This window comes from Pseudomonas sp. UBA7500 (assembly GCF_002478435.1).
Classification (GTDB): domain Bacteria; phylum Pseudomonadota; class Gammaproteobacteria; order Pseudomonadales; family Pseudomonadaceae; genus Aquipseudomonas; species Aquipseudomonas palmensis.
The window spans coordinates 91,278-113,213 of the sequence record NZ_DLNW01000015.1; the positions used below are offsets into that span (position 1 = coordinate 91,278).

The following is a 21,936-nucleotide window of genomic DNA, read 5'->3' on the forward strand; positions in this document are numbered from 1 at the left end:
CGGCCGCGACTATGCTCTATAGGTTTGCTTCGCTCCACCCCTCCCCGCGCTCGATCACCAGAGGAACGCTGCAATGAGCAAGAAAGTACTGGTAGTGCTGACCAATACCGCCAGGTATCCGAGCCTCAAGCGCGCCACCGGGCTGTGGCTGGGCGAAGCCGTGCACTTCGTTGCGGTGATCGAGAAGGCCGGCTACAAGGTGGACTATGTGAGCCCTGCCGGCGGCTACGTGCCGATCGACCCGCACAGCCTGAGCATGGCCCCGGACCTGGATTGGCAGTGGTACGACGACAAGGCGTTCATGAACCGCCTGGGCGCCACCCTGGCCCCTGACCAGGTCAAGGCGCAGGACTACCACGCGATCTATTTCACCGGCGGCCACGGGGTGATCTGGGACTTCCCCGACAACACGGCATTGCAGGGCCTGGCGCGCCAGATCTTCGAGGCCGGCGGCGTGGTGGCCTCGGTGTGCCATGGCGCGGTCGGCCTGCTCAACATCAAGCTCAGTGACAACACCCTGCTGCTCAAGGACCGCGAGGTTACCGGGTTCTCCAACGTCGAGGAACAACTGGTCGAACTGGACAAGGTGGTGCCGTTTCTGACCGAGAACGAACTGGCCGCGCGCGGTGGCCTGTACAGCAAGGCCGAGGACCCCTGGCAGGAATACGTGGTGCGCGACCAGCGCGAGGGGCGCCTGATCACCGGGCAGAACCCCGCCTCCTCGGCCGCTGTCGCACGCCAGGTGCTGGCAGTACTGGCCGCATCGAAGGCAGGCTAGCCCCCCGGAGTGTCGACGAATAGCACGGCCAATGTCGTCGCGTCTTACAAGGGCAAACTACGCCCCTCACTTATGCTGAACGGCATCCGCTCAAGATGCCCGCGCGCCCCTGCGGCCCGCTCTGTCAACATAGGTGAATCATGCCCCGTCACAAATTTCGCGCTGGCCGTGTGCTGCTGGAACTGCTGGTCATCCTGTTGATCGGCCTGACCCCTGTGGGGTGCGGCCTGTTGATCATGAGCTGGCAGGTGGAAAAGATGCTGGCCGAGTCGACCCTGGTCTCGATCCAGCACACCCAGCAGGACATCGATCGCATCCTCGACTCGCTGCACAATGCCAGCAACAAGGTGCTCAACCTGGCGGACTTCCCCTGCCCGCGGGCCCTGCCCAGCCTGCGTACCGAAGTGGTGATGCGCCCCGAGCTGCGCTCGCTGGTGCTGGTGCGCGAGAACCGTGCCTACTGCAGCACGGTGCACGGCGAATACCAGCTGCTGGTCGACCCGGGCAGCTTCTTCAACCAGCGCCTGCGCCTGGAGCCGGGCAACGATGTGACCCCGGACTCGGCCATCCTGTATTACCGCCTGCAGGAGTACCCGCTCGGCGTGCTGGCCCTGGTCGACGCCAAGACCCTGCAAGCCACGATGCAGCGGGTAAAGGCCAGCGCCAATCTGGTGCTGCAGTTCGGTGACGATTACCTGTGGAGCGAGGGCAGCACCTTCGACGACGTGCTGCCCGATCACTCCGAACAGCATGTCCGCGTGCTGTCCGCCAGTTACGGGTACACCATCCATGGCGGCTACCCGGACGGCCATATCTGGCAGGCGATGCTGTCCAACGCCCAGGCCATCATCCCGTCGTTGCTGCTGGTGGGCGTCATGACCTCGGCAGCGGTGTACTGGACGCTGTTTCGCAACCGCCGCGCGCCATCGGTCCGTCGTTACGGTTGAGGCCGGCGCAGGCACAAAAAAAGGCCATCGAGGCATGCTCGATGGCCTTTTTGCATACGCGCCGCGTTTATTCGGCGGTCAGTACACCGCGGCGAACCTGGTCGCGCTCGATGGATTCGAACAGGGCCTTGAAGTTGCCCTCGCCGAAGCCGTCGTCACCCTTGCGCTGGATGAACTCGAAGAACACCGGGCCCATCAGGGTTTCGGAGAAGATCTGCAGCAGCAGGCGCTTGTCGCCCGCCTCGGACGAGCCGTCCAGCAGAATGCCCCGCGACTGCAGCTCGCCCACCGGCTCGCCGTGGTTCGGCAGACGGCCTTCGAGCATTTCGTAGTAGGTGTCCGGCGGTGCGGTCATGAAACGCATGCCGAGCTTTTTCAGCGCGTCCCAGCTCTTGATCAGGTCGTCGGTGAGGAAGGCGACGTGCTGGATGCCCTCGCCGTTGAACTGCATCAGGAACTCTTCGATCTGGCCGGCGCCCTTGGAGGACTCCTCGTTCAGCGGGATACGGATCATCGCGTCGGGGGCGGTCATGGCCTTGGAGGTCAGGCCGGTGTACTCACCCTTGATGTCGAAGTAGCGGATCTCGCGGAAGTTGAACAGCTTCTCGTAGAAGCCGGCCCAGTAGGCCATGCGCCCGCGATACACGTTGTGGGTCAGGTGGTCGATGATCTTGAGGCCGGCGCCGACCGGGTTGCGGTCCACGCCTTCGATCCACTTGAAGTCGATGTCGTAGATCGAGCTGCCTTCCTCGAAACGGTCGATCAGGTACAGCGGCGCGCCGCCGATACCCTTGATCGCCGGCAGGCGCAGTTCCATCGGCCCGGTCTCGATCTCGACCGGCTGGGCACCCAGCTCCAGGGCACGGGCATAGGCTTCATGAGCATTGCGCACACGGAAGGCCATGCCGCACACCGACGGACCATGCTCGGCGGCAAAGTAGGACGCCACGCTCTTGGGTTCGTTGTTCAGGATCAGGTTGATGCCGCCCTGACGGTACAGGTGCACGTCCTTGGAGCGGTGGCTGGCAACCTTGGTGAAGCCCATGATCTGGAAGATCGGCTCCAGGGTACCCGGGACAGGTGCGGCCAGTTCAATGAACTCGAAGCCCATCAGGCCCATCGGGTTTTCGAAGATATCTGCCATGTTCGTTTCCTCATCATCAAAGCGTTCAAATCACAGGGGTAGCTTGCTGTCGATGTGGAGCGAACGTGGCGGCGCGCAGGAGATGCCCCTCACACTGCGGGCGAGGTAGTCACCATAAATCAGTTTGAACCCATGACACTTCATATGGGACCTATTCTCGGCCGTCTGATCCTCCAGTGGCGAAGGACCTTATTATTGTATGCGTAACGCGATTCTACAGGGCGTAAGAAAAATTGTAAGTACTTTAGTGCCCGGGCCTGCCGACAGCGGCAGCCTCCCCTGCAGTACATCAGGCTGACGCCTCAGCTGTATACGGGCCGATGAACGGCTATGCTGTGCGCTCAGGGGTAACAGGGAAACCCTGCCCTTGAAATCATCCGCGCTCATCCCGCACAGGTAGCCACCATGCCCCTCACGAAAAAACGCCCCGGTCGCTGGACCCTGCGAGCCCTGCTGCCATGGCTGGTGGGGGCGATACCGGTGGTGTCCGGCGTGCTGATCATGCACTGGCAGGCCCAGCGTGAGCTCGAGGCCAGGGCCGCGAACACTACCGCCCTGGTCACCGGGCACTTCGAACGCATCCTCGACAACATCGCCGGCGCCGCCCAGGCCCTGCTGCCCCTGACCCGCCAACCCTGCGCAGAGGCCACGCTGGCCCTGCGCGAACAGGTGACACGCGGCTCGTTCGTGCGCTCCAGCAACCTGTTTCGTGACAATGACCTGTACTGCAGTTCGCTTTTTGGCAACTTCAGCGAGCCGGTGGATGCCAAGGACTATGTCGATGGCAGCCTGTGGCTGATGAACGGCAACTCGGTGACGCCCGGCCATGCACTGCTGGCCTACCGGCTCAGCAAGGGCAACGACGGCGCCATCACCACCGTCGATGGCGACCACCTGAGCAGCGCCCTGGAGCTGCTCGACCAGGGCACCACCCTGGTGCTGCAGGTAGGCCCCAACTGGATGGGCGAAGACGGCGTGGTGCACCAGGGCCCGCCCCCGGTGTTTGCCGTGGCGCCGACGCAGCAGGCCTCGCAGCGCTATCGTTTTTCGGTGCACAGCGGTTATGCCGCTGGCGAGCCCTGGCGCCTGATGCGCGCCGAGTACCCGGGGCTGTTCGGCCTGGTGACCCTGCTGGGCGTGATGGCCGGCGCGGCCTGCCGCTGGCAGCTGCGCAGGGCCAGTTCGCCACGGGTGGAGCTGCAACGGGCACTGGAGGCCGACGAGTTCATCCCGTACTTCCAGCCGGTGGTGCGCGAGGGTGACTACCGCTGGGCCGGCGCCGAGGTGCTGATGCGCTGGCAGCACCCGCGCGAAGGCATGGTGCGCCCAGACCTGTTCATTCCCTACGCCGAGCACAGCGGCCAGATCGTGCCCATGACCCGGCGCCTGATGCAGCGCGTGGCCGAAGGCCTGGCGCCCCACGCCCAGAGCTTTGGCGACGGCTTTCATGTGGGCATCAACATCACTGCCGATCACTGCCAGGACATGGCCCTGTATGACGACTGCCGCGATTTTCTCGCCGCCTTCCCGCCTGGCCGGGTGATCCTGACCCTGGAGCTGACCGAGCGCAAGCTGGTGGTACCCAGCGACACCACCGAGCAGCTGTTCGCAAGGCTGCAGGCCCTGGGGGTGATGATCGCCATCGATGACTTCGGCACCGGCCAGTCGAGCCTGGGCTACCTGCGCCAGTTCAAGGTCGACTACCTGAAGATCGACCAGAGCTTCGTGGCCATGATCGGCGTCGATGCCCTGTCGCTGCATATCCTCGACAGCATCATCGAGCTGTCGGGCAAGCTGGGCCTGGGCATTGTCGCCGAGGGCGTGGAGACCATCGCCCAGCGCGACTACCTGGCCCGGCACCGGGTGGACTTCCAGCAGGGCTACCTGTTTGCCCGGCCGATGCCGTTGGCCGAGTTCGTGGCTGCATTGGGCACACAGCCGGTTGCCCAGGTGACGCGCCCCTGAGATCATGCGCGCTCACCACTTCCCTACCCCTTCGTGCTCCCGAGGCCCCCTTGTCCAGAGGCATCGTTTCATCGGTCATGGCGTCGTGTCTGTTCGCCCTGATGTACTACTACACCTCCCTGCTCACCCCCCTCGACGGCGAGGAAATCTTCGGTTGGCGCATGCTGCTGACCCTGCCGTGCATCACGCTGTTCATGCTGCTGTCCAAGGACTGGCCACTGGCAATCGGCGTACTGCAGCGCATCCGGCGCAACCCGCTGCTGTTGCTGGGGCTGGTGGGTACCTCGACATTGATGGGGCTGCAGCTGTGGGTGTTCCTGTGGGCACCGCTGCACGGGCGCAGCATGGAGGTGTCGCTGGGGTACTTCCTGCTGCCGCTGACCATGGTGCTGACCGGGCGGGTGGTGTATGGCGAGCGCCTGTCACGCCTGCAGAAGGTCGCCGTGGCCTGCGCCGTGGTGGGGGTGGGGCATGAACTGATACGCCATGGCTCGTTCGCCTGGGAAACCCTGCTGGTGGCCGGCGGCTACCCGTTCTACTTCATCTTGCGGCGCAAGTTGCGCACCGATCACCTGGGCGGGCTGTGGGCCGACATGTGCCTGATGATGCCGCCCTCGGTGTACTTCATCGTGCAGGGCCCGCTGAGCGCAGCCGACCTGCTGGCCCACCCGCAGCTCTATGTGCTGATTCCGATCCTGGGCGTGATCAGCGCCCTGGCGCTGGTCACCTACGTGATGGCCAGCCGTCTGCTGGCGTTCAGCCTGTTCGGCCTGCTCAGCTATGTGGAACCGGTGCTGCTGGTGGCGGTGGCACTGATCCTGGGCGAGAGCATCGCCCCGGACCAGTGGCTGACCTACCTGCCGATCTGGCTGGCAGTGGTGGTGCTGGTGCTCGAGGGGGTCAGGCACCTGCTGCGTCAGCGGCGGCGTTCGGTGTAAGCCGTACCTGCCGCACCCGGCGCTCCTGCACGGCCTCGACGGTCATCAGCCAGTCGCCCCAGGTCAGTTGATCGCCCACCCGCGGCAGGCGGTCGAGCAAGCTCATGACTAGGCCGGCGAGGGTCTGGTAGTCCTCGGTGGGCTTGGCCGCAAAGCCGATCTGCGCCTGGATCTGGCGCAGGTTCAGCGCGCCGTTGACCAGGTAGCCGTCCGGCGCCTGCACGATGCCCGGCCCTTCGACTTCACTGGCATCGGGCAGCTCGCCGGCGATGGACTCGAGGATGTCGGTCATGGTCAGCACGCCGGTGAAGTCGCCGAATTCGTTGACCACGAAGGCGATGTGGGTCGACTGGCTGCGCATCTGCTCCAGCGCGTTGAGGATGCTGAAACTCTCCAGCAGGTTCAGCGGCGTGCGCGCCAGGCGCTCCAGGTCCGGCTCGTGACCGGCCAGCAGCTCCCTGAGCAGCTCCTTCTTGTGCACGAAGCCCAGCGGCTCCTCCACCCGCCCCTGGCGAATCAGCGGCAGGCGCGAGTAGGACGAATGCATCAGCGCGGTACGGATCGCCTCCGGCGGTTGCGCCAGGTCGATGAAGTCGACTTTGGCGCGTACTGTCATCAGCGTTCTGATGGGGCGTTCGGCCAGGTTCAGCACGCCGCTGATCATCACCCGTTCGCGGCGGTCGAACAGCACCTGTTCATCGCCATCCTCGACCAGGTCGGCGATGTCCTCACCCACCTCGTCGGCCTGCAACCGGCGCCCGCCCAGCATGCGCATCACCGCGTGGGCGGTGCGCTCGCGCAATGGCCGGTGCTGTTGCAGGCTGCGTTTGCGCCGGGCGCGGGCCAGCTGGTTGAACAGCTCGATCAGGATCGAGAAGCCGATTGCCGCATACAGGTACCCCTTGGGTATATGAAAGCCCAGGCCCTCGGCGGTGAGGCTGAAGCCGATCATCATCAGAAAGCCCAGGCACAGCATGATCACCGTGGGGTGGGCGTTGACGAAGCGGGTCAGCGGCTTGCTCGCAACGATCATGATGCCGATGGAGAAGATCACCGCGATCATCATGATCGACAGGTGCTCGACCATGCCCACGGCGGTAATCACCGCGTCCAGCGAGAACACTGCATCGAGTACCACGATCTGCGCCACGATCGGCCAGAACGCCGAATGGCGCGCCGGGCCCTGATGGTGGGCGACATGCCCTTCGAGACGCTCGTGCAACTCCATGGTGGCCTTGAACAGCAGGAATACACCGCCGAACAGCATGATCAGGTCACGGCCCGAGAAGCTCTTGTCGAACACCTCGAACAGCGGCGCGGTCAGCGTCACCATCCACGAGATGCTGGCCAGCAGGCCCAGGCGCATGATCAGCGCCAGCGACAGGCCGATCACCCGCGCGCGGTCGCGCTGATGGGGCGGCAGCTTGTCGGCGAGAATCGCGATGAACACCAGGTTGTCGATACCCAGTACCAGCTCGAGCACGATCAGCGTGGCAAGGCCCAGCCAGGCCGTGGGGTCGGCTAGCCATTCCATGGGCAGGTACTCAGGCGGGAAACGTCACGGGGACGGGAAAGGGAGGATGGCCAGGACGGCCGGGTACTGGGAGGCTCCGAGAACGAAGTCATATCAACCTTGGGTCAATTAGGGACGGTGATCCTACAATTTCAGCTGACTTTTCTCACAGCGTGAAATTATTTCAATCTGTGGCAAAACACGCGCTGCGGCACAGGGCAATTTCCTTCAATACCCCACCGACCTTCCCGCCTACCCTCGCTGCACCCTCCCCCTCAAGGATCTGCCGCATGAGCCTCAGCCTTTCCATGGCCGCCTTCGCCCTGGCCGCCTCCATTTCCCCTGGCCCGGTCAACATCGTTGCCCTGGGCGCCGGCGCACGGCATGGCTTGCGCCCGGCCATGCGCCACGTTACCGGCGCCACCCTGGGGTTCATCCTGCTGCTGGTACTGATCGGCCTAGGCCTGCATGAGGTGCTGCGCCACTGGCCAGGTCTTGCCGTTGCCCTGCACTGGGCCGGGGTGCTGTTTCTGCTGTACATGGCATGGAAACTGGCCCGCGACGACGGCGCGCTCGGTGAAGGGCGTGATACCCACGCACCCAGCCTGCTGCGCGGCGCTGCCATGCAATGGCTCAACCCCAAGGCCTGGCTGGCCTGCGTGGCGGGCATCGGCGCCTTCGTGGGCCAGGGCGAAACCGCCCTGCTGGGCCAGTTCAGCCTGATCTACCTGGTGATCTGCTACCTCTCGCTGGGCTGCTGGGCGCTGGCCGGCAGCCTGATCCGCAGCTACCTCGACAACCCGCGGCGCCTGCGCCTGTTCAATCGCAGCCTGGCCGCCCTGCTGGTGCTGAGTGCGCTGTACCTGATGCAGGGGTCTGTATGAAAAAGACGAAGGTCAGGCTGTTTTCAACGCAGCATCACCGAGTATCAAGGCTTTTCGTACAGCGCCTAGGCTGAGCGGTAATGCCCGGGCGTCGCAGCCAGGTGCTGCTTGAATGCCCGTTGCAGATGCGCCTGGTCGGCAAACCCGGCCTCCAGCGCCACCTCGGCGATCAGCCGGCCCTGGCGCAACTGGGCGCGGGCGTACTGCACGCGGCAGTCCAGCACAAAGCCGTGCGGGGTCAGGCCGTAATGCTGCTTGAAGGTGCGGATCAGATACGAGGTGGACAAGCCGGCCGCCTGGCTAATGTCTTCGAGCTTGAGCGGTTCGGTGCAATGTGCGCGAATGAATGCCGCCGCCCGCTCCAGGCGCGCATCCGGCCTGGCCAGCGGCGGTGGCGCTGCCTCCAGCTGCTGGCGCAGGTCGCCGAAGAACGCTTCGGCAGCCGCCGCCTTGCACGCCGCGCCACGCTGGTTGTCGATGAGCACGTCGTACAACTGCAACAGGGCCTCGAACAGGGCCGGGGCGGTACTCAGGGTGGCAGCGACCGGTGCGAAGCCAAGCCGGGTCAGCCACGGCATGTCCACGTACAACATCAGGTACGACCACGGCTGGTCGGCGATCGGGTTGCAGGCGTGCACCACACCGGGGTTCATCATCACCACCGTGCCGGTCTCGACCTCGCGCCAGGTGTGCCCGCTGAGGTAGGAGCTACGCCCGGCAGTGATCGCACCGATGGAGAACCCGGCATGGGAATGGCGCGCATAGCAGACCTTGCGACCGTCTGCGACCCCGCGCGCCTCGATGAAGGGCAACGCCGGGTCACGCCAGAAATACGAGGTGGTGGTCATCGCGTGCGGGCCTGTGGGCAGTGGAACAACGCGCACTCTATCAGGCTTCAAGGCGTGCCACTGCCCCTTGCGCACCGCTCGTCGCCGCTTGCGCGCCCTGATAAGCTGCCGCGCAGACCGTTCAAGGAAGACCCGCATGAACAGCAAGCACTTCACCGAAACCAGCAAATTTCTCAGCTACGTGCTGCGTCACGCCCCCGAATCCATCGATCTGCAACTGGACAGCGAAGGCTGGGGCGATGTCGATGCACTGATTGCCGGCGCCGCTCGCCAGGGCCGCGCGCTGGACCTGGCGCACCTGCAGGCGGTGGTGGCCAGCAGCGACAAGAAACGCTTCGGCCTGTCGGACGATGGCCGCAGGATTCGCGCCGTACAGGGGCACTCGACAGCGACGGTCGAGCTCCAGTACGCGCCCAAGGCGCCGCCTGCCGAGCTGTACCACGGTACGGCAACGCGCTTTCTCGACTCGATTGCCCAACAGGACCTGATCGCCGGCAACCGTCACCACGTGCACCTGTCCCACGACCCTGCCACGGCCATTGCGGTCGGCCAGCGTTACGGCTCACCGGTACTGCTGCACATCGATGCAGCGGCAATGCACGCCCAGGGCCTGGCGTTCTTCCAGGCCGACAATGGCGTATGGCTGACGGCCCACGTGCCGGTGGCGTACATTCGACAGCCCGGTTAAACCGGCGAATCGGCGTCGTGCACCACCACCAGCAACTGCGCCTGCACCGCCCCGACCGAGCGTAGCCGGTGCGGTGTCTGGGCATTAAAGTGCAGCGCATCGCCGCGCTCGAGCAACACCCGCTCGTGCATGAAGTCCACTTCCACCTGCCCTTCGTGCACGAACAGGAACTCTTCGCCAAGGTGCTCCTTGAACGTCGAGTCGCTGAAGTCCGCCGGCGGGCAGATGATGAACGGCAGCAGGCTGCGCTGGCCGATATGCTGGGCCAGCACCGCGTAGCCCGGCCCTTCGGCGCTGCCGGACAACGCCTGGCGTTCACCCCGGCGTACCAGGCTGTAGCGCGCCTGCGCAGGTTGGTCTTCGGCGAACAGTTCTTCCACGTTCACGTTCAACGCCCGCGCCAGTTTCAGCGCCGCCGCAATCGAAGGCGTGTTCAGACCCCGCTCCACCTTGGACAGGTAGCTCTTGGTCATGGCCGTTTTCTCGGCCAGCGTCTCAAGCGTCAGCCCAAGTTTTTTTCTTAATACTTTCAATCGGATAGACATTTAACGCCGCTATTCCCGGTGCAATGGGCAACCTTTCCCTTGCCAATGACACTTTGTGTCATATAGCCTTGTTTGTGTCATGAGGTTGACCACCCCGCTCACCTTCCAAGCAACCGGGGCGGGCCAGCCCTGACGTCCGATCCGCCACCGAGGAAACCCCAATGGCCAAGACATTAGCACTCCCCAAGGACCAACTGGTCAAGCAGGCCCTGGAACAGATGCAGGGCTCGCTTGCCGATAATACGTGGACTGTGCGTGAAAAGCTGGCGCTGACCTGTCGAATCCTGTTCGACAACGGCCACGACTCCGGCCTGGCCGGGCAGATCAGTGCCCGCGGCCCGCAACCGGGCACCTTCTACACCCAGCAACTGGGGCTGGGCTTCGATGAAATCACCGCCAGCAACCTGCTATTGGTCAACGAGGACCTGGAGGTGCTCGAGGGCAGCGGCATGCCCAACCCGGCCAACCGCTTTCACAGCTGGGTGTACCGCGCACGCCCGGATGTGAACTGCATCATCCACACCCACCCGACCCACATCGCCGCGCTGTCGATGCTCGAGGTACCGTTGCAGGTGTCGCACATGGACCTCTGCCCGCTGTACGAGGACTGCGCGTTTCTCGAAGGCTGGCCCGGGGTGCCGGTGGGCAACGAGGAAGGCGAGCTGATCAGCGCGGCGCTGGGCGACAAGCGCGCCATCCTGCTCTCGCACCACGGCCAGCTGTCGACCGGCGCCAGCATCGAGGAAGCCTGTGTGATCGCGCAGTTGATCGAGCGCGCGGCGCGCCTGCAGTTGCTGGCGATGTCAGCCGGCCAGATCAAGCCCATCGAGCCGGTGCTGGGGCGCGAAGCGCACGACTGGATCGCCCGCCCCAAGCGCCACGGCGCGGCGTTCGCCTACTATGCCCGGCAGTGCCTGCGTCAGCATGCCGACTGCCTGAACTGAACCTGTTTTCTGCGGAGTGTTTTTCATGTCCACGACTTTTCACGGCATCATCGGCTACACCATCACCCCGTTCAGCGCCGACGGCACCCAGCTCGACCTGGCGGCCCTGGGCCGCTCCATCGATCGGCTGATCGAAGGTGGGGTACAGGCCATCGCACCCCTGGGCAGCACGGGCGAAGGCGCCTACCTGAGCGACCGCGAGTGGGACCAGGTGGCCGAGTTCAGCCTGGCGCACATTGGCGGGCGGGTACCGACCATTGTCAGCGTCTCGGACCTGACCACCGCCAGTGCCATGCGCCGTGCGCGCTTTGCCGAGGCCCATGGGGCAGATGCGGTGATGGTATTGCCGGCGGCCTACTGGAAGCTGAGCGAAGCCGAGATCCTGCAGCACTACCAGAGCATCGGCGACTGCATCGGCGTGCCGATCATGCTCTACAACAACCCGGCCACCAGCGGCACCGACCTGTCGGTGGAGCTGATCATGCGCATCGTGCGCCAGGTCGAGAACGTGACCATGGTCAAGGAGAGTACCGGCGACATCCAGCGCATGCACAAACTGCAGCAGTTGGGCGAAGGCCAGGTGCCGTTCTACAACGGCTGCAACCCGTTGGCCCTGGAAGCGTTCGTGGCCGGTGCCACGGGCTGGTGCACGGCGGCAGCCAACCTGATTCCGGCGCTCAACCAGCAGCTGTACCAGGCCGTGCTGGGTAACGACCTTGAGGCGGCGCGGGCGCTGTTCTACCGGCAGTTGCCATTGCTGGAGTTCATCCTCAAGGGCGGCTTGCCAGCGACGGTGAAGGCAGGGTTGGCGTTGACCGGGCTGGAGGTGGGCGAGCCGCGCAGGCCGGTGTTCGGGCTGGATGACGCCGGGCGTGAGCGGTTGCGCGGGTTGCTCGAACAGATGGGGTAAGGCCTTATCACGGCCTCGGCGCACGGTATCGCCGGCCAACAGGGCATGCATCGCCAGCCCTGTTGGCTCGGCTTCAGGGCGCTACAACCGCCAATCCAGGCTCACCGTCAGCGTGCGCGGATCACCCCAGTACACCCCGTTGTAGAACCCCACGTTGTTGTAGTACCTGGTATCCAGCAGGTTCTTCACGTTCAAGGACGCCGACAGGTGTTCGTCGAACTCGTAACGGGACATCAACCCCACCACCGTGTAGGACCGCTGGCGAATGTCAGCCGGCGCCGTGATGATCCGGCCATCGCTGCCTCGCCCCACCGGACGATTGCCGCTGCGGTAGATGTCGCTCTGCCAATCCACCGACCCACCCACGGTCAACCTGTCCATCACCCTGTAGGTGCTGTTCCAGCGCACCATGTTCAACGGCTGGGTGGTGTTGCGCCGCTTGTGCTCGGCATCCAGCGAGTGGGTGTAGCTGTAGCCCAGGGTCATGTTCCACCCCGCCATCACCTCGCCAGCGACCTCCGCCTCGAAGCCCTCCACGGTATTGCCCTTGCCGCCGGACTTGTAATACTGCTCGCCGTTGGGCCCTACCGGAATGGAATCGTCCACCTCGGCCACGTTGTCCTGCTTGCTGCGAAACACCGCCGTCGACAGGTTCAGGCGCTCGTCCAGCAGGCTGCCCTTCAGGCCCACCTCGTAGTTGCTGCCCACCACCGGTTCCAGGTACTTGTCGTCGACATCCTTGTAGTTCTGCGGCTTGAAGATGTCGGTATAGCTGGCGTACACGGTGTAGTGGTCGGTGATGTCGTACAGAACGCCCGCATAGGGTGTCCACACGTCATTGTGGGTGCGGCTGGAGCGCGGGTTCTCCACCACCTGCCCCGCCGCATCGAATGCCCATGAGCGCCCCGTGACCTTCCAGCTGCCGTAGCGGCTGCCCAGCACCAGGTGCAGTGCATCGGTCACGTTCAGCCGGGTGGCGACATAGCCGGCCTTCTGCTGCGTGGTATCGCGCGAACCATCCAGGTTGGTCACGGTATCGGCGAACTTGTCTACCCCGCCCAGGTACTTCCAGTCGGGGATGGTCGTGTAGCCGGGCGGCAGGTCCAGGGGCCGCTTGAGCGGCGCGCTGTTGCGCCGCTGCGACTCGCCATAGCCGATCATGAATTCGTGCTCGCGCCCCAGCAGCGCAAAGGGCCCGCCCAGGTTGAGGTCGGCGGCGCTCATTTTCTCGTCGCCGATGAAGTGGCTGACCCAGGCATTCATGCCGCTGCGGTCGGCCTCGGGGAAGCCCTGGCCACCGAAGTACACCTTGCCGTCGGTTTCGCTCTGGCGGTAGGTGTAGGCGGCCTTGAGGTGCCAGTCGCCGCCCAGGCGCTGGTCGAGGGTGGCGAACACGGTCTCGTCCTTGAGCGGCCATGAACTCCACGGCGCCGAGATGTTGTTCGAACGCGGCAGCTTGGCCTTGCCACCGGAGGCGTTCCAGTACGGCACGGTGCCCCACGAGGCACCCTGTACATGCTTGTTCTGGTAGTCGTACCCCACCGCCAGCACGGTGTCGTCGCTCAGGTCGCCCTCGAGAATGCCGTAGGCCACCTCGCGCTGGGTCTGGTAGCGGTCGCGAAACGAATGGGCATCGCGGTAGGCCAGCACGCTGCGCCCGCGCAGACGGCCGTCGAAGGCCAGCGGCCCGCCCACGTCGACATAGCTGTAGTAGTTGTCGTAGCTGCCGCCACGCAGGCCGGTTTTCACCGCCAGTTCATGGGTGGGGCGCTTGCGCATCATGTTGATGGTGCCCGACGGGTCGCCGGCGCCGGTGGTCAGCCCGGTGGCGCCACGCACCACTTCGATGCGGTCGTAGATGATGGTGTCCGAGTCGGACTTGAGCCCCGCGAAGGTGTTGAGCATGCCGTCGATCTGGAAGTTGTCGATGGCATAGCCGCGCGAGTTGTAGGTGGGGCGCTCGGAGTCGTTGCGCTGCACCACCACGCCCGTCACCTGGCCCATGGCTTCGGAGAGGTTGTCGAGCTGGAAGTCGTCCAGCTGCTGGCGGGTCAGCACCGACATCGACTGCGGGGTGTCCTTGATCGACAGGTTCAGGCGGGTTGCGGTGCTCATGCTGCCGGTGGTGTAGGCCCCGGTGTTTTCGGTGGTGCTGCCCAGGCCCTGGGCACTCACGTTGGTCGAACCCAGCTCCAGCGCCTGGGGGGCGGCGTCGGGCAGGGGTTCGTTGTCAGCCAGTGCGACGGCGCTGCAGGCGGTGCCGCACAGGCCCAGTGTCAACGTCATGGAACGGGTAATCGGCGCGAACATCGCGGCCTTCTCCTTGTTTTACGACGGGAAATTCCGTTTAGAAATACACAGCGGGACATCATCGGATCACCCTTAATACGAATGCTTATCGATTTAATTTAGGCATGAAAAAGGCGATCCGAAGATCGCCTTTTTCACCCGTCGGACGCGCTACGGCATCACAGGTGGCGTGTACTGCAACGTGGTGCCCAGCGCCCAGAGCAAGAACAGCACCAGCGGCACGTGCACCAGCAACTGCACGAACGAGAAGCCGATCAGGTCGCGCGCCTTGAGCCCCAGCACGCCCAGCAGCGGCAGCATGTAGAACGGGTTGATCAGGTTGGGCAGCGCCTCGGCGGCGTTGTAGATCTGCACCGCCCAGCCCAGGTGGTACTGCAGGTCGTTGGCCACCAGCATCACGTAGGGCGCCTCGATGATCCACTTGCCGCCACCGGAGGGAATGAAGAAGCCCAGCACCGCGGAGTACACGCCCATCAGCAAGGCGTAGGTGTCATGCGAGGCGATCTGCACGAAGAAGGTGGAGATATGGTGCGCCAGGGTTTGCGCGTCCACGCCCTTGACCTGGGTGAGGATGGCCGCGATCGAGCCGTACAGCGGGAACTGGATCAGTACCCCGGTGGTGGTCGGCACCGCACGGCTCACCGCATCCAGGAAGCTGCGCGGGCGCCAGTGCAGCAAGGCGCCGAGCATGATGAACAGAAAGTTGTAGGTATTGAGCCCCGAGATCGCGGTGATGGCCGGCTTGGTCGAGAACTCGTGGTACAGCCAGCCAGCCGCCAGGGCCACCAGCAGCAGGGTCAGCACCGGGCTGTATTCCAGCCATTCACCCGGGCGCGTGCGCTGCGCCGGTGGTGGTGCGCTGAAGCTGGGGTCGATGCCACAGGCCTGGGCATCGCGGGCACTCTGCGGGCCGGGTGCAGTGGCGTAGGCCACGATCAGCGACACGATGACCAGCGCCGCCAGCATCACGCCCGACTGCCAGAGGAAGATGGTTTCGGTGAACGGGATCACCCCGGTGATCGCCAGGATCGACGGCGGCAGGCTGGCCGGGTTGGCTTGCAGCTGCGCAGCCGACGAGGACAGGCCCAGGGCCCATACGGCGCCCAGGCCCAGGTAGGCGGCGGCACCGGCGGCGCGGTAGTCCATCTTCAGGTCGGTACGGCGCGCCAGGGCGCGTACCAGCAGGCCGCCGAACACCAGCGACAGGCCCCAGTTGAGCAGCGAGGCGACCATCGAGATCAGCGCCACCCAGCACACGGCCGAACGGCCGTTCTTCGGAATGCGCGCCAGGCGGTCGATGAGTTTCACCGCCGGCGGCGAGCTGGCCACCACATAGCCGCCTATGACCACGAAGGCCATCTGCATGGTGAAGGGGATCAGGCTCCAGAACCCGTCACCGAAGGCGGTGGCGGTATCGAGGGGTTTGGCGCCCATGGCCAGGGCGGCCAGTGACACCAGCACCACGGCCAGGGCGGCGAACACCCAGGAGTCGGGGAACCAGCGTTCGGCCCAGTTGGAGCAACGCAGGGCAAAGCGGGCGGAGCGGCTGTCTTGGAGTTCGGCGGCCACGGGATTTTCCTTCTTATTGATTTTTTTTGAACGGCTGAAGGCCCCTTCGCCGGCAAGGCCGGCTCCTGCACAGGAATGCGTGGTTCCCTGCAGGAGCCGGCCTTGCCGGCGAAGAGGCCAGCACAGGCAAGGCGGTTATCAGCCTAGAACGTCATCTCTTTCACATCATCGGCCACGATCAGCTTGCCGGCGGTCTTGGCGACGATCTCTTCCACGCTCACCCCCGGCGCTGTCTCGCGCAGGATGAACGCGCCATTCTCGATCTCAAGATAGGCCAGGTCGGTCAGCACCTTGCGGATGCAGCCGGCACCGGTCAGCGGCAGGCTGCAGCGCGACAGCAGCTTGGACTCGCCGTCCTTGGAGGCATGGGTCATGGTGACGATGATGTTCTCGGCACCAGCCACCAGGTCCATCGCCCCGCCCATGCCCTTGACCAGTTTGCCCGGGATCATCCAGGAGGCGATGTTGCCCTCCACGTCCACCTCGAACGCCCCCAGCACAGTGAGGTCGACGTGACCGCCACGGATCATCGCGAAGGACTCGGCCGAGTTGAAGATCGACGCGCCGGTGCGGGCGGTCACGGTCTGCTTGCCGGCGTTGATCATGTCGGCGTCCAGCTGCGCTTCGGTGGGGAATTCCCCCATGCCCAGCAGGCCGTTCTCCGATTGCAGCATCACGTCCATATCCGCCGGGACGTAGTTGGCCACCAGGGTCGGGATGCCGATGCCAAGGTTGACGTAGTAGCCGTCCTTGAGTTCACGGGCTACACGTTGTGCCATTTGTTCGCGGGTAAGTGCCATGCTCAGGTTCTCTTTGTTGTTCTGCGCGGGGTCGGGTCAGGCTTTGACGGTGCGTTTTTCGATACGCTTCTCGAACGTGCCGACGATGACCCGGTCGACGTAGATGCCCGGGGTATGGATCTCGGTAGGCAGCAGCACGCCTGGCTCGACGATCTCCTCGACCTCCACCACGGTGATCTTGCCGGCGGTGGCGGCCAGCGGGTTGAAGTTCTGCGCGGTGTTGCGGTACACCACGTTGCCGTAGTGGTCGGCCTTCCAGCCCTTGACGATGGCGAAGTCACCGGTGATGGCTTCTTCGAGGATGTACTTGCGCCCGTTGAATTCGCGCACTTCCTTGCCTTCGGCCACCGGGGTGCCGTAGCCGGTGGCGGTGAAGAAGGCCGGGATGCCGGCGCCGCCGGCGCGCATCTTCTCGGCCAGGGTGCCTTGCGGGGTAAGTTCCACTTCCAGCTCACCGCTGAGCAGCTGACGCTCGAACTCGGCATTTTCGCCCACATACGAGGCGACCATCTTGCGGATCTGGTGGTCTTCGAGCAGCACGCCCAGGCCAAAGCCGTCGACGCCACAGTTGTTGGACACCACGGTCAGGCCGCGCACGCCGCGGCGCTTGATCTCGGCAATGAGGTTTTCAGGGATGCCGCACAGGCCGAAGCCGCCTGCCAGTACGGTCATGTTGTCGGCAAGGCCTTCGAGGGCCTCTTCATAGGTCGCTACGCGCTTGTCCAGTCCGGCCATGCTGATTCGCCTTTTGTAGTTGTAGAACCGACGAGGGTCGTCGGAGAGCGTCTGGGGCCATCTTCGCCCTTGGCCACTCATTTGTTAATTTTGTTTTTTTGATGGATTGATTGGTTATTCAAATCAATGTCGACGCGGGTAGGCTTGACCCGCCACAAAACCCTAAAGGACAGTAGACCACCCTCCCCACTTTGCAGGAGCCTTCCATGCGTACGCTCGAACTCGGCGACTCCACCGTACCCGTCATCGGCCAGGGCACCTGGTACATGGGCGAAGACCCCGGCCAGCAGAAAGCCGAGGTCGCCGCCCTGCAGCACGGCATCGACCTGGGCCTGACGTTGATCGACACCGCCGAAATGTATGCCGAGGGCGGCGCCGAGCGGGTGGTGGGCCAGGCCATCCAGGGGCGTCGCGAGCAGGTCTGCGTGGTCAGCAAGGTGTACCCGCACAACGCCAGCCGCAGCGGCATCCCCGCCGCCTGCGAGCGCAGCCTGCAGCGCCTGGGCACCGACCATATCGACCTGTACCTGCTGCACTGGCGCGGCCAGTACCCGCTGGAGGAAACCGTCGAAGCCTTCGAGCGCCTGCGCGAGGCCGGCAAGATCCGGCGCTGGGGCGTGTCCAACTTCGATACCGATGACCTGCGCGAGCTGGACAACCCGGCCTGCGCCACCAACCAGGTGCTGTACAACCCCGAGCAGCGCGGCATCGAGTTCGACCTGCTTCCCTACAGCCACAAGCGCCACTTGCCAACCATGGCCTACTGCCCGCTGGCCCAGGCCGGACGCCTGCTCAAAAACGCGACCCTCAACCAGATCGCCGAACGCCATGGCGCCACCGCGGCCCAGGTGGCGCTGGCCTGGGTAACCCGTGAAGACGGCGTGATCGCGATCCCCAAGGCGGTGGACAAGCGCCATGTGCAGCTCAATGCCGCCGCGGCCAGCCTGACCTTGAGCAGCGAAGACCTGCGCGCCATCGACCGCGCCTTCCCGCCGCCCACCCGCAAGCAGCGCCTGGCGATGGTGTGATCAGCGAAAGTCGCGGCTGCGCACATCCAGCCCGTGCAACAGCGGGCTGAGGTCTTCCAGGCGCTTCGCGATCAGGTGGCGCACGCCGTCGGCGCATTCGAGCGTACCCATCACCCGCAGCAGCTGCGAGCCCACCAGCACCCGGCGCTGACGCTCGGCCAGCTCGCGCCACACCACCACGTTGACCATGCCGAACTCATCCTCCAGGGTCACGAAGGTCACGCCGCTGGCAGTGCCTGGCCGCTGGCGCCCGGTGACCAGCCCCGCCACGCTCACCGCATCGCCGTGTTCGGCCCCCTCCAGGGCCTGCGAACTGCGACAGCCCAGGCCATTCAGGCGTCGGCGCAGCAGGCTCAGCGGGTGCGGGCCCAATGTGGTGCCGACGCTGGCATAGTCGGCAAACAGGTCCTCGCCCACGCTGGGCACCGGCAGGTTCACCGGCGCTTCACGGGGCGGCTCCACCCCGGCGAACAGCGGCAGTTGCGCCTGCACCGCCGCCACTTCCCAACGCGCCTGATAACGGTGCCCGGCCAGGGCGCCCAGGGCCCCGGCATCGGCCAGCAGCGCCCGCGCCCGCGCATCCAGGCCGGCACGCAGGCACAGGTCGGCCACATCGCCGAACGCCCGCTGCGCCCTGGCCTGTGCCAGGCGCAGGGCATCGTCCTGGCGAAAGCCGCGCACCTGGCGCAGGCCAAGGCGCAGCGCCAGTTCATCGCCGCCCACCGGCTCCAGGCTGCAGTCCCACTGGCTGTGCTGCACATCCACCGGGCGAATCTGGATGCGGTGGCGGCGCGCGTCCTGCAGGATCTGGTCCGGGCTGTAGAAGCCCATCGGCCAGCTGTTGATCAGCGCACAGGCGAAGATCGCCGGCTCGTGGCACTTGAGCCAGCAACTGGCGTAGGTCAGCAAGGCAAAGCTGGCCGCGTGGGACTCGGGGAACCCGTAGCTGCCAAAGCCCTTGATCTGCTCGAAGATGCGCTCGGCGAACTCGACGCTGTAGCCGTTGTTCAGCATGCCCCGGGTCAGCCGCTCGCGGTGTGGCTCCAGCCCGCCGTGACGTTTCCAGGCGGCCATCGAACGGCGCAACTGGTCGGCCTCGCCCGCCGTATAGTCGGCGGCCACCATGGCCAGCTCCATCACCTGTTCCTGAAACAGCGGCACGCCCAGGGTGCGCTCGAAGACCTTCTTCAGCGCATCCGACGGGTAGATCACCTGCTCCTGCTTGTTACGCCGGCGCAGGTACGGGTGCACCATGTCGCCCTGGATCGGCCCGGGGCGCACGATGGCCACCTCGATCACCAGGTCGTAGAACTCGCGTGGCTTGAGCCGCGGCAGCATGGCCATCTGCGCCCGTGACTCGATCTGGAACACCCCCACGGTATCGGCACGGCCGATCATGTCGTAGGTGGGGACATCGTCCGGCGGCAGGGTCGCGATGGTCAGCTCGCGCCCGCGGTGGTAGCGCACCAGGTCGAAGCAGCGGCGCAAGGCGCTGAGCATGCCCAGGGCCAGGATATCGACCTTGAGCAGGCCGACCATGTCCAGGTCGTCCTTGTCCCACTGGATCACCGTGCGTTCGTCCATGGCGGCGTTCTCCACCGGCACCAGGGTGTCCAGTGGCTGCTCGGAAATCACGAAGCCACCAGGGTGCTGCGACAGGTGCCGGGGGAAGCCGATCAGCTCGCCGGTCAAGGTCAGCACCCGGTGCAGCAGCGGGCTGTCGGGGTCGAAACCGGCTTCGCGCAACCGCTCCGGCGGCGGGATGCGGTCGGTCCAGCGCCCGCAGCAATCGGCCAGGGCGTTGATCTGGTCGGGCGGCAGCCCCAGCACCCGGGCAATGTCGCGCACCGCCCCGGCGGCATGGTAGGTGCTGGCCACGGCCGTCAGGGCGGCGCGGTGGCGGCCATAGCGGTTGAACACGTATTGCAGCACCTCTTCGCGCCGTTCGTGCTCGAAGTCCACGTCGATGTCCGGCGGCTCGTCGCGTTCACGCGATAAAAAGCGCTCGAACAGCAGGTGCGTGCGGGTCGGGTCCAGCTCGGTGATGCCCAGCACGAAGCACACCACCGAGTTGGCTGCCGAGCCCCGGCCCTGGCACAGGATGCCCTGGCCACGGGCAAAATGAACGATGTCGTAGACGGTCAGGAAGTAGCTCTCGTAGCCCAGCTCGGCGATCAGCGCCAGTTCGTGTTCGAGGGTCTGGCGCACGGCCGGCTCGATTCCTCCCGGCCAGCGCCACGGCACCTGGCGTTCGCACAGCGTGCGCAGCCAGCCGGTCGGCGTGTACCCCTCGGGCACCACTTCGCGCGGGTACTGGTAGCGCAACTGGCCGAGGTCGAAGGTGCAGCGCCGGGCAATCTCCAGGGTGGCCTCAAGCAGGTGGGCCGGGTACAGCTCGGCCAGCTGCGCCAGGGGCCGCAGGTGCCGCTCGCCATTGGCGAACAGGTGCTGCCCGGCACCGGCCACGGTGCTGTGATGGCGCAGCGCGCTCATGCAGTCCTGCAGCGCGCGCCGCCCACGCGCATGCATGTGCACGTCGCCACAGGCCACGGCGCGCAGGTTCAGGCTCGCGGCCAACCCCTGCAGTTGTTGCAGGCGCTGATGATCGTCGGCACCGCGATGCAGTTGCACCGCCAGCCACAGGCGCTCGCCGAACACCTCGCGCAGCCACAGGCCGGGGCCGGCCTGCAACGGCTCGTCCGGCACCCACAGCGCCAGCAGGCCGTGCAGCGGGCCGGCGAAGTCTTCGCGCAGCAGCTGGTATTCGCCCTTTTTCGCCCGGCGCCGCGCCAGGGTGATGAGCCGGCACAGGTGCTGGTAGCCGCTCAGGTTTTCGACCAGCAGCACCAGCCTGGGGCCGTCGTGCACCCGCACCTCGCTGCCGACGATCAGCTTGAGGCCCGTCTCCCTGGCCGCCTGCCAGGCGCGCACGATACCGGCCAGGGTGCATTCGTCGGTGATCGCCAGGGCCTGGTAGCCCTGCTGGTGCGCCCGCTCGAACAGCTCGCGGGCACTCGAGGCCCCGCGCTGGAAGGTGAAGTTCGACAGGCAGTGCAGCTCGGCATAGCCCACGCTCATGCGAACCAGCCCTGCAGCCACAACGGCCCGCCTTCGCCCAATGGCCGGTAGGCCCAGCCGCGCTGGCCAGCCGGGGTTTCGACCAGGTAGTAGTCACGCCGTACATCGCCGCCATCCCACCAGCCAGATTCGATCCGCTCGGGCCCGGCCAGCAGGCGCAGGCCCTCGGGCGCCAAGGCCTGCGGCTCGGCCAGCAGCCAGCCCGGGCGCGGCGGCCCACCCGGCGCACGGGCCAGCGGCGGGGGGGGGGCGGGGCCGCGCCCGTCCCGCCCCGGGCGCGGGGGGGGGGGGGGCGGGGCCGCCCCCCCCCCC

18 protein-coding genes and 1 pseudogene are annotated in these 21,936 nt (G+C 65.5%); 9 read left to right on the forward strand and 10 right to left on the reverse strand.

Translation table 11 applies throughout. The annotated features are described in order from the left end of the window. Positions 1–73 precede the first annotated feature (73 nt). Both B4I46_RS07635 and B4I46_RS07640 read left to right on the forward strand, forming a co-directional pair. Positions 74–778 (forward strand): type 1 glutamine amidotransferase domain-containing protein, encoded by a 705-nt coding sequence (locus B4I46_RS07635; protein WP_043862926.1) that lies wholly within the window; start codon positions 74–76, stop codon positions 776–778. Between the two features lie 140 nt (positions 779–918). Further along, complete coding sequence (locus B4I46_RS07640; protein WP_043862927.1) at positions 919–1,725, forward strand: CSS-motif domain-containing protein; 807 nt, start codon at positions 919–921, stop codon at positions 1,723–1,725. A gap of 67 nt (positions 1,726–1,792) precedes the next feature. On the opposite strand, the gene hppD is transcribed toward B4I46_RS07640, so the two are convergent. Then, complete coding sequence (gene hppD, locus B4I46_RS07645) at positions 1,793–2,869, reverse strand: 4-hydroxyphenylpyruvate dioxygenase (RefSeq protein ID WP_054915379.1); 1,077 nt, start codon at positions 2,867–2,869, stop codon at positions 1,793–1,795. 405 nt (positions 2,870–3,274) lie between these two features. Here hppD and B4I46_RS07650 point away from each other — a divergent pair, with 405 nt between their 5' ends. Both B4I46_RS07650 and rarD read left to right on the forward strand, forming a co-directional pair. Continuing rightward, the gene (locus tag B4I46_RS07650; protein ID WP_376787215.1) at positions 3,275–4,834 is read left to right on the forward strand and encodes an EAL domain-containing protein; all 1,560 of its coding nucleotides are present in this window, start codon (positions 3,275–3,277) and stop codon (positions 4,832–4,834) included. Between the two features lie 50 nt (positions 4,835–4,884). Then, the gene (gene rarD, locus B4I46_RS07655) at positions 4,885–5,772 is read left to right on the forward strand and encodes an EamA family transporter RarD (RefSeq protein ID WP_043862930.1); all 888 of its coding nucleotides are present in this window, start codon (positions 4,885–4,887) and stop codon (positions 5,770–5,772) included. Here rarD and B4I46_RS07660 read toward each other — a convergent pair. Continuing rightward, the gene (locus B4I46_RS07660) at positions 5,735–7,306 is read right to left on the reverse strand and encodes a TerC family protein (RefSeq protein WP_043862931.1); all 1,572 of its coding nucleotides are present in this window, start codon (positions 7,304–7,306) and stop codon (positions 5,735–5,737) included. The genes rarD and B4I46_RS07660 overlap by 38 nt on opposite strands. A 269-nt stretch (positions 7,307–7,575) precedes the next feature. On the opposite strand from B4I46_RS07660, the gene B4I46_RS07665 reads away from it, so the two are divergent. Continuing rightward, entirely contained in the window at positions 7,576–8,169 is a 594-nt protein-coding gene (locus B4I46_RS07665) for a LysE family translocator (protein WP_058540672.1), read from the forward strand. A gap of 65 nt (positions 8,170–8,234) precedes the next feature. Here the strand turns inward: B4I46_RS07665 and B4I46_RS07670 are convergent, their stop codons facing one another. Next, the gene (locus B4I46_RS07670; protein WP_088515382.1) at positions 8,235–9,017 is read right to left on the reverse strand and encodes an AraC family transcriptional regulator; all 783 of its coding nucleotides are present in this window, start codon (positions 9,015–9,017) and stop codon (positions 8,235–8,237) included. A gap of 136 nt (positions 9,018–9,153) precedes the next feature. Between B4I46_RS07670 and B4I46_RS07675 the strand changes: the two genes are divergently transcribed. Next, positions 9,154–9,705 carry an RNA 2'-phosphotransferase gene (locus B4I46_RS07675; protein WP_286899422.1) on the forward strand — a complete coding sequence of 184 codons (552 nt, stop codon included), beginning with the start codon at positions 9,154–9,156 and terminating at the stop codon, positions 9,703–9,705. Here the strand turns inward: B4I46_RS07675 and B4I46_RS07680 are convergent. Then, on the reverse strand, positions 9,702–10,250 hold the full coding sequence (locus B4I46_RS07680; RefSeq protein WP_043862935.1) for a helix-turn-helix domain-containing protein: 549 nt from the start codon (positions 10,248–10,250) through the stop codon (positions 9,702–9,704). The genes B4I46_RS07675 and B4I46_RS07680 overlap by 4 nt on opposite strands. Positions 10,251–10,411: 161 nt before the next feature. Here B4I46_RS07680 and B4I46_RS07685 point away from each other — a divergent pair, with 161 nt between their 5' ends. Both B4I46_RS07685 and B4I46_RS07690 read left to right on the forward strand, forming a co-directional pair. Beyond that, positions 10,412–11,194 (forward strand): aldolase, encoded by a 783-nt coding sequence (locus B4I46_RS07685; RefSeq protein ID WP_043862936.1) that lies wholly within the window; start codon positions 10,412–10,414, stop codon positions 11,192–11,194. 25 nt (positions 11,195–11,219) lie between these two features. After that, positions 11,220–12,104 (forward strand): dihydrodipicolinate synthase family protein, encoded by an 885-nt coding sequence (locus B4I46_RS07690; RefSeq protein WP_100633914.1) that lies wholly within the window; start codon positions 11,220–11,222, stop codon positions 12,102–12,104. Between the two features lie 81 nt (positions 12,105–12,185). Here B4I46_RS07690 and B4I46_RS07695 read toward each other — a convergent pair whose 3' ends face one another. The 4 genes from B4I46_RS07695 to B4I46_RS07710 all read right to left on the reverse strand — a co-directional run bounded on the left by B4I46_RS07695 (position 12,186) and on the right by B4I46_RS07710 (position 17,518). Further along, the gene (locus B4I46_RS07695) at positions 12,186–14,414 is read right to left on the reverse strand and encodes a TonB-dependent siderophore receptor (protein WP_236176894.1); all 2,229 of its coding nucleotides are present in this window, start codon (positions 14,412–14,414) and stop codon (positions 12,186–12,188) included. 150 nt (positions 14,415–14,564) lie between these two features. After that, positions 14,565–15,983: a short-chain fatty acid transporter gene (locus B4I46_RS07700; RefSeq protein ID WP_104573086.1), complete on the reverse strand. Its 1,419-nt coding sequence runs from the start codon at positions 15,981–15,983 to the stop codon at positions 14,565–14,567. A gap of 143 nt (positions 15,984–16,126) precedes the next feature. Then, positions 16,127–16,783, reverse strand: coding sequence for a CoA transferase subunit B (locus B4I46_RS07705; RefSeq protein WP_054915387.1), 657 nt, complete (start codon positions 16,781–16,783; stop codon positions 16,127–16,129). A 36-nt stretch (positions 16,784–16,819) separates the two neighbouring features. Beyond that, entirely contained in the window at positions 16,820–17,518 is a 699-nt protein-coding gene (locus tag B4I46_RS07710; RefSeq protein ID WP_043862941.1) for a CoA transferase subunit A, read from the reverse strand. A 206-nt stretch (positions 17,519–17,724) separates the two neighbouring features. Between B4I46_RS07710 and B4I46_RS07715 the strand changes: the two genes are divergently transcribed. Continuing rightward, positions 17,725–18,546 carry an aldo/keto reductase gene (locus B4I46_RS07715; protein ID WP_043862942.1) on the forward strand — a complete coding sequence of 274 codons (822 nt, stop codon included), beginning with the start codon at positions 17,725–17,727 and terminating at the stop codon, positions 18,544–18,546. Here the strand turns inward: B4I46_RS07715 and B4I46_RS07720 are convergent, their stop codons facing one another. Beyond that, positions 18,547–21,645, reverse strand: a complete 3,099-nt coding sequence (locus B4I46_RS07720) for an error-prone DNA polymerase (RefSeq protein ID WP_286899428.1) — start codon at positions 21,643–21,645, stop codon at positions 18,547–18,549. Continuing rightward, positions 21,621–21,936 (reverse strand): annotated as a pseudogene (locus B4I46_RS07725) (hypothetical protein); the annotation flags it as partial. The gene B4I46_RS07720 and the pseudogene B4I46_RS07725, both read right to left, overlap by 25 nt.

Bases quoted from the DNA above. Each gene is read 5' to 3' on its own strand.
- B4I46_RS07635 (WP_043862926.1), top strand. From the start codon at position 74: ATGAGCAAGAAAGTACTGGTAGTGCTGACCAATACCGCCAGGTATCCG.
- B4I46_RS07640 (WP_043862927.1), top strand. From the start codon at position 919: ATGCCCCGTCACAAATTTCGCGCTGGCCGTGTGCTGCTGGAACTGCTG.
- hppD (WP_054915379.1), bottom strand. From the start codon at position 2,869: ATGGCAGATATCTTCGAAAACCCGATGGGCCTGATGGGCTTCGAGTTC.
- B4I46_RS07650 (WP_376787215.1), top strand. From the start codon at position 3,275: ATGCCCCTCACGAAAAAACGCCCCGGTCGCTGGACCCTGCGAGCCCTG.
- B4I46_RS07660 (WP_043862931.1), bottom strand. From the start codon at position 7,306: ATGGAATGGCTAGCCGACCCCACGGCCTGGCTGGGCCTTGCCACGCTG.
- B4I46_RS07665 (WP_058540672.1), top strand. From the start codon at position 7,576: ATGAGCCTCAGCCTTTCCATGGCCGCCTTCGCCCTGGCCGCCTCCATT.
- B4I46_RS07670 (WP_088515382.1), bottom strand. From the start codon at position 9,017: ATGACCACCACCTCGTATTTCTGGCGTGACCCGGCGTTGCCCTTCATC.
- B4I46_RS07675 (WP_286899422.1), top strand. From the start codon at position 9,154: ATGAACAGCAAGCACTTCACCGAAACCAGCAAATTTCTCAGCTACGTG.
- B4I46_RS07680 (WP_043862935.1), bottom strand. From the start codon at position 10,250: ATGTCTATCCGATTGAAAGTATTAAGAAAAAAACTTGGGCTGACGCTT.
- B4I46_RS07685 (WP_043862936.1), top strand. From the start codon at position 10,412: ATGGCCAAGACATTAGCACTCCCCAAGGACCAACTGGTCAAGCAGGCC.
- B4I46_RS07690 (WP_100633914.1), top strand. From the start codon at position 11,220: ATGTCCACGACTTTTCACGGCATCATCGGCTACACCATCACCCCGTTC.
- B4I46_RS07695 (WP_236176894.1), bottom strand. From the start codon at position 14,414: ATGTTCGCGCCGATTACCCGTTCCATGACGTTGACACTGGGCCTGTGC.
- B4I46_RS07705 (WP_054915387.1), bottom strand. From the start codon at position 16,783: ATGGCACTTACCCGCGAACAAATGGCACAACGTGTAGCCCGTGAACTC.
- B4I46_RS07710 (WP_043862941.1), bottom strand. From the start codon at position 17,518: ATGGCCGGACTGGACAAGCGCGTAGCGACCTATGAAGAGGCCCTCGAA.
- B4I46_RS07715 (WP_043862942.1), top strand. From the start codon at position 17,725: ATGCGTACGCTCGAACTCGGCGACTCCACCGTACCCGTCATCGGCCAG.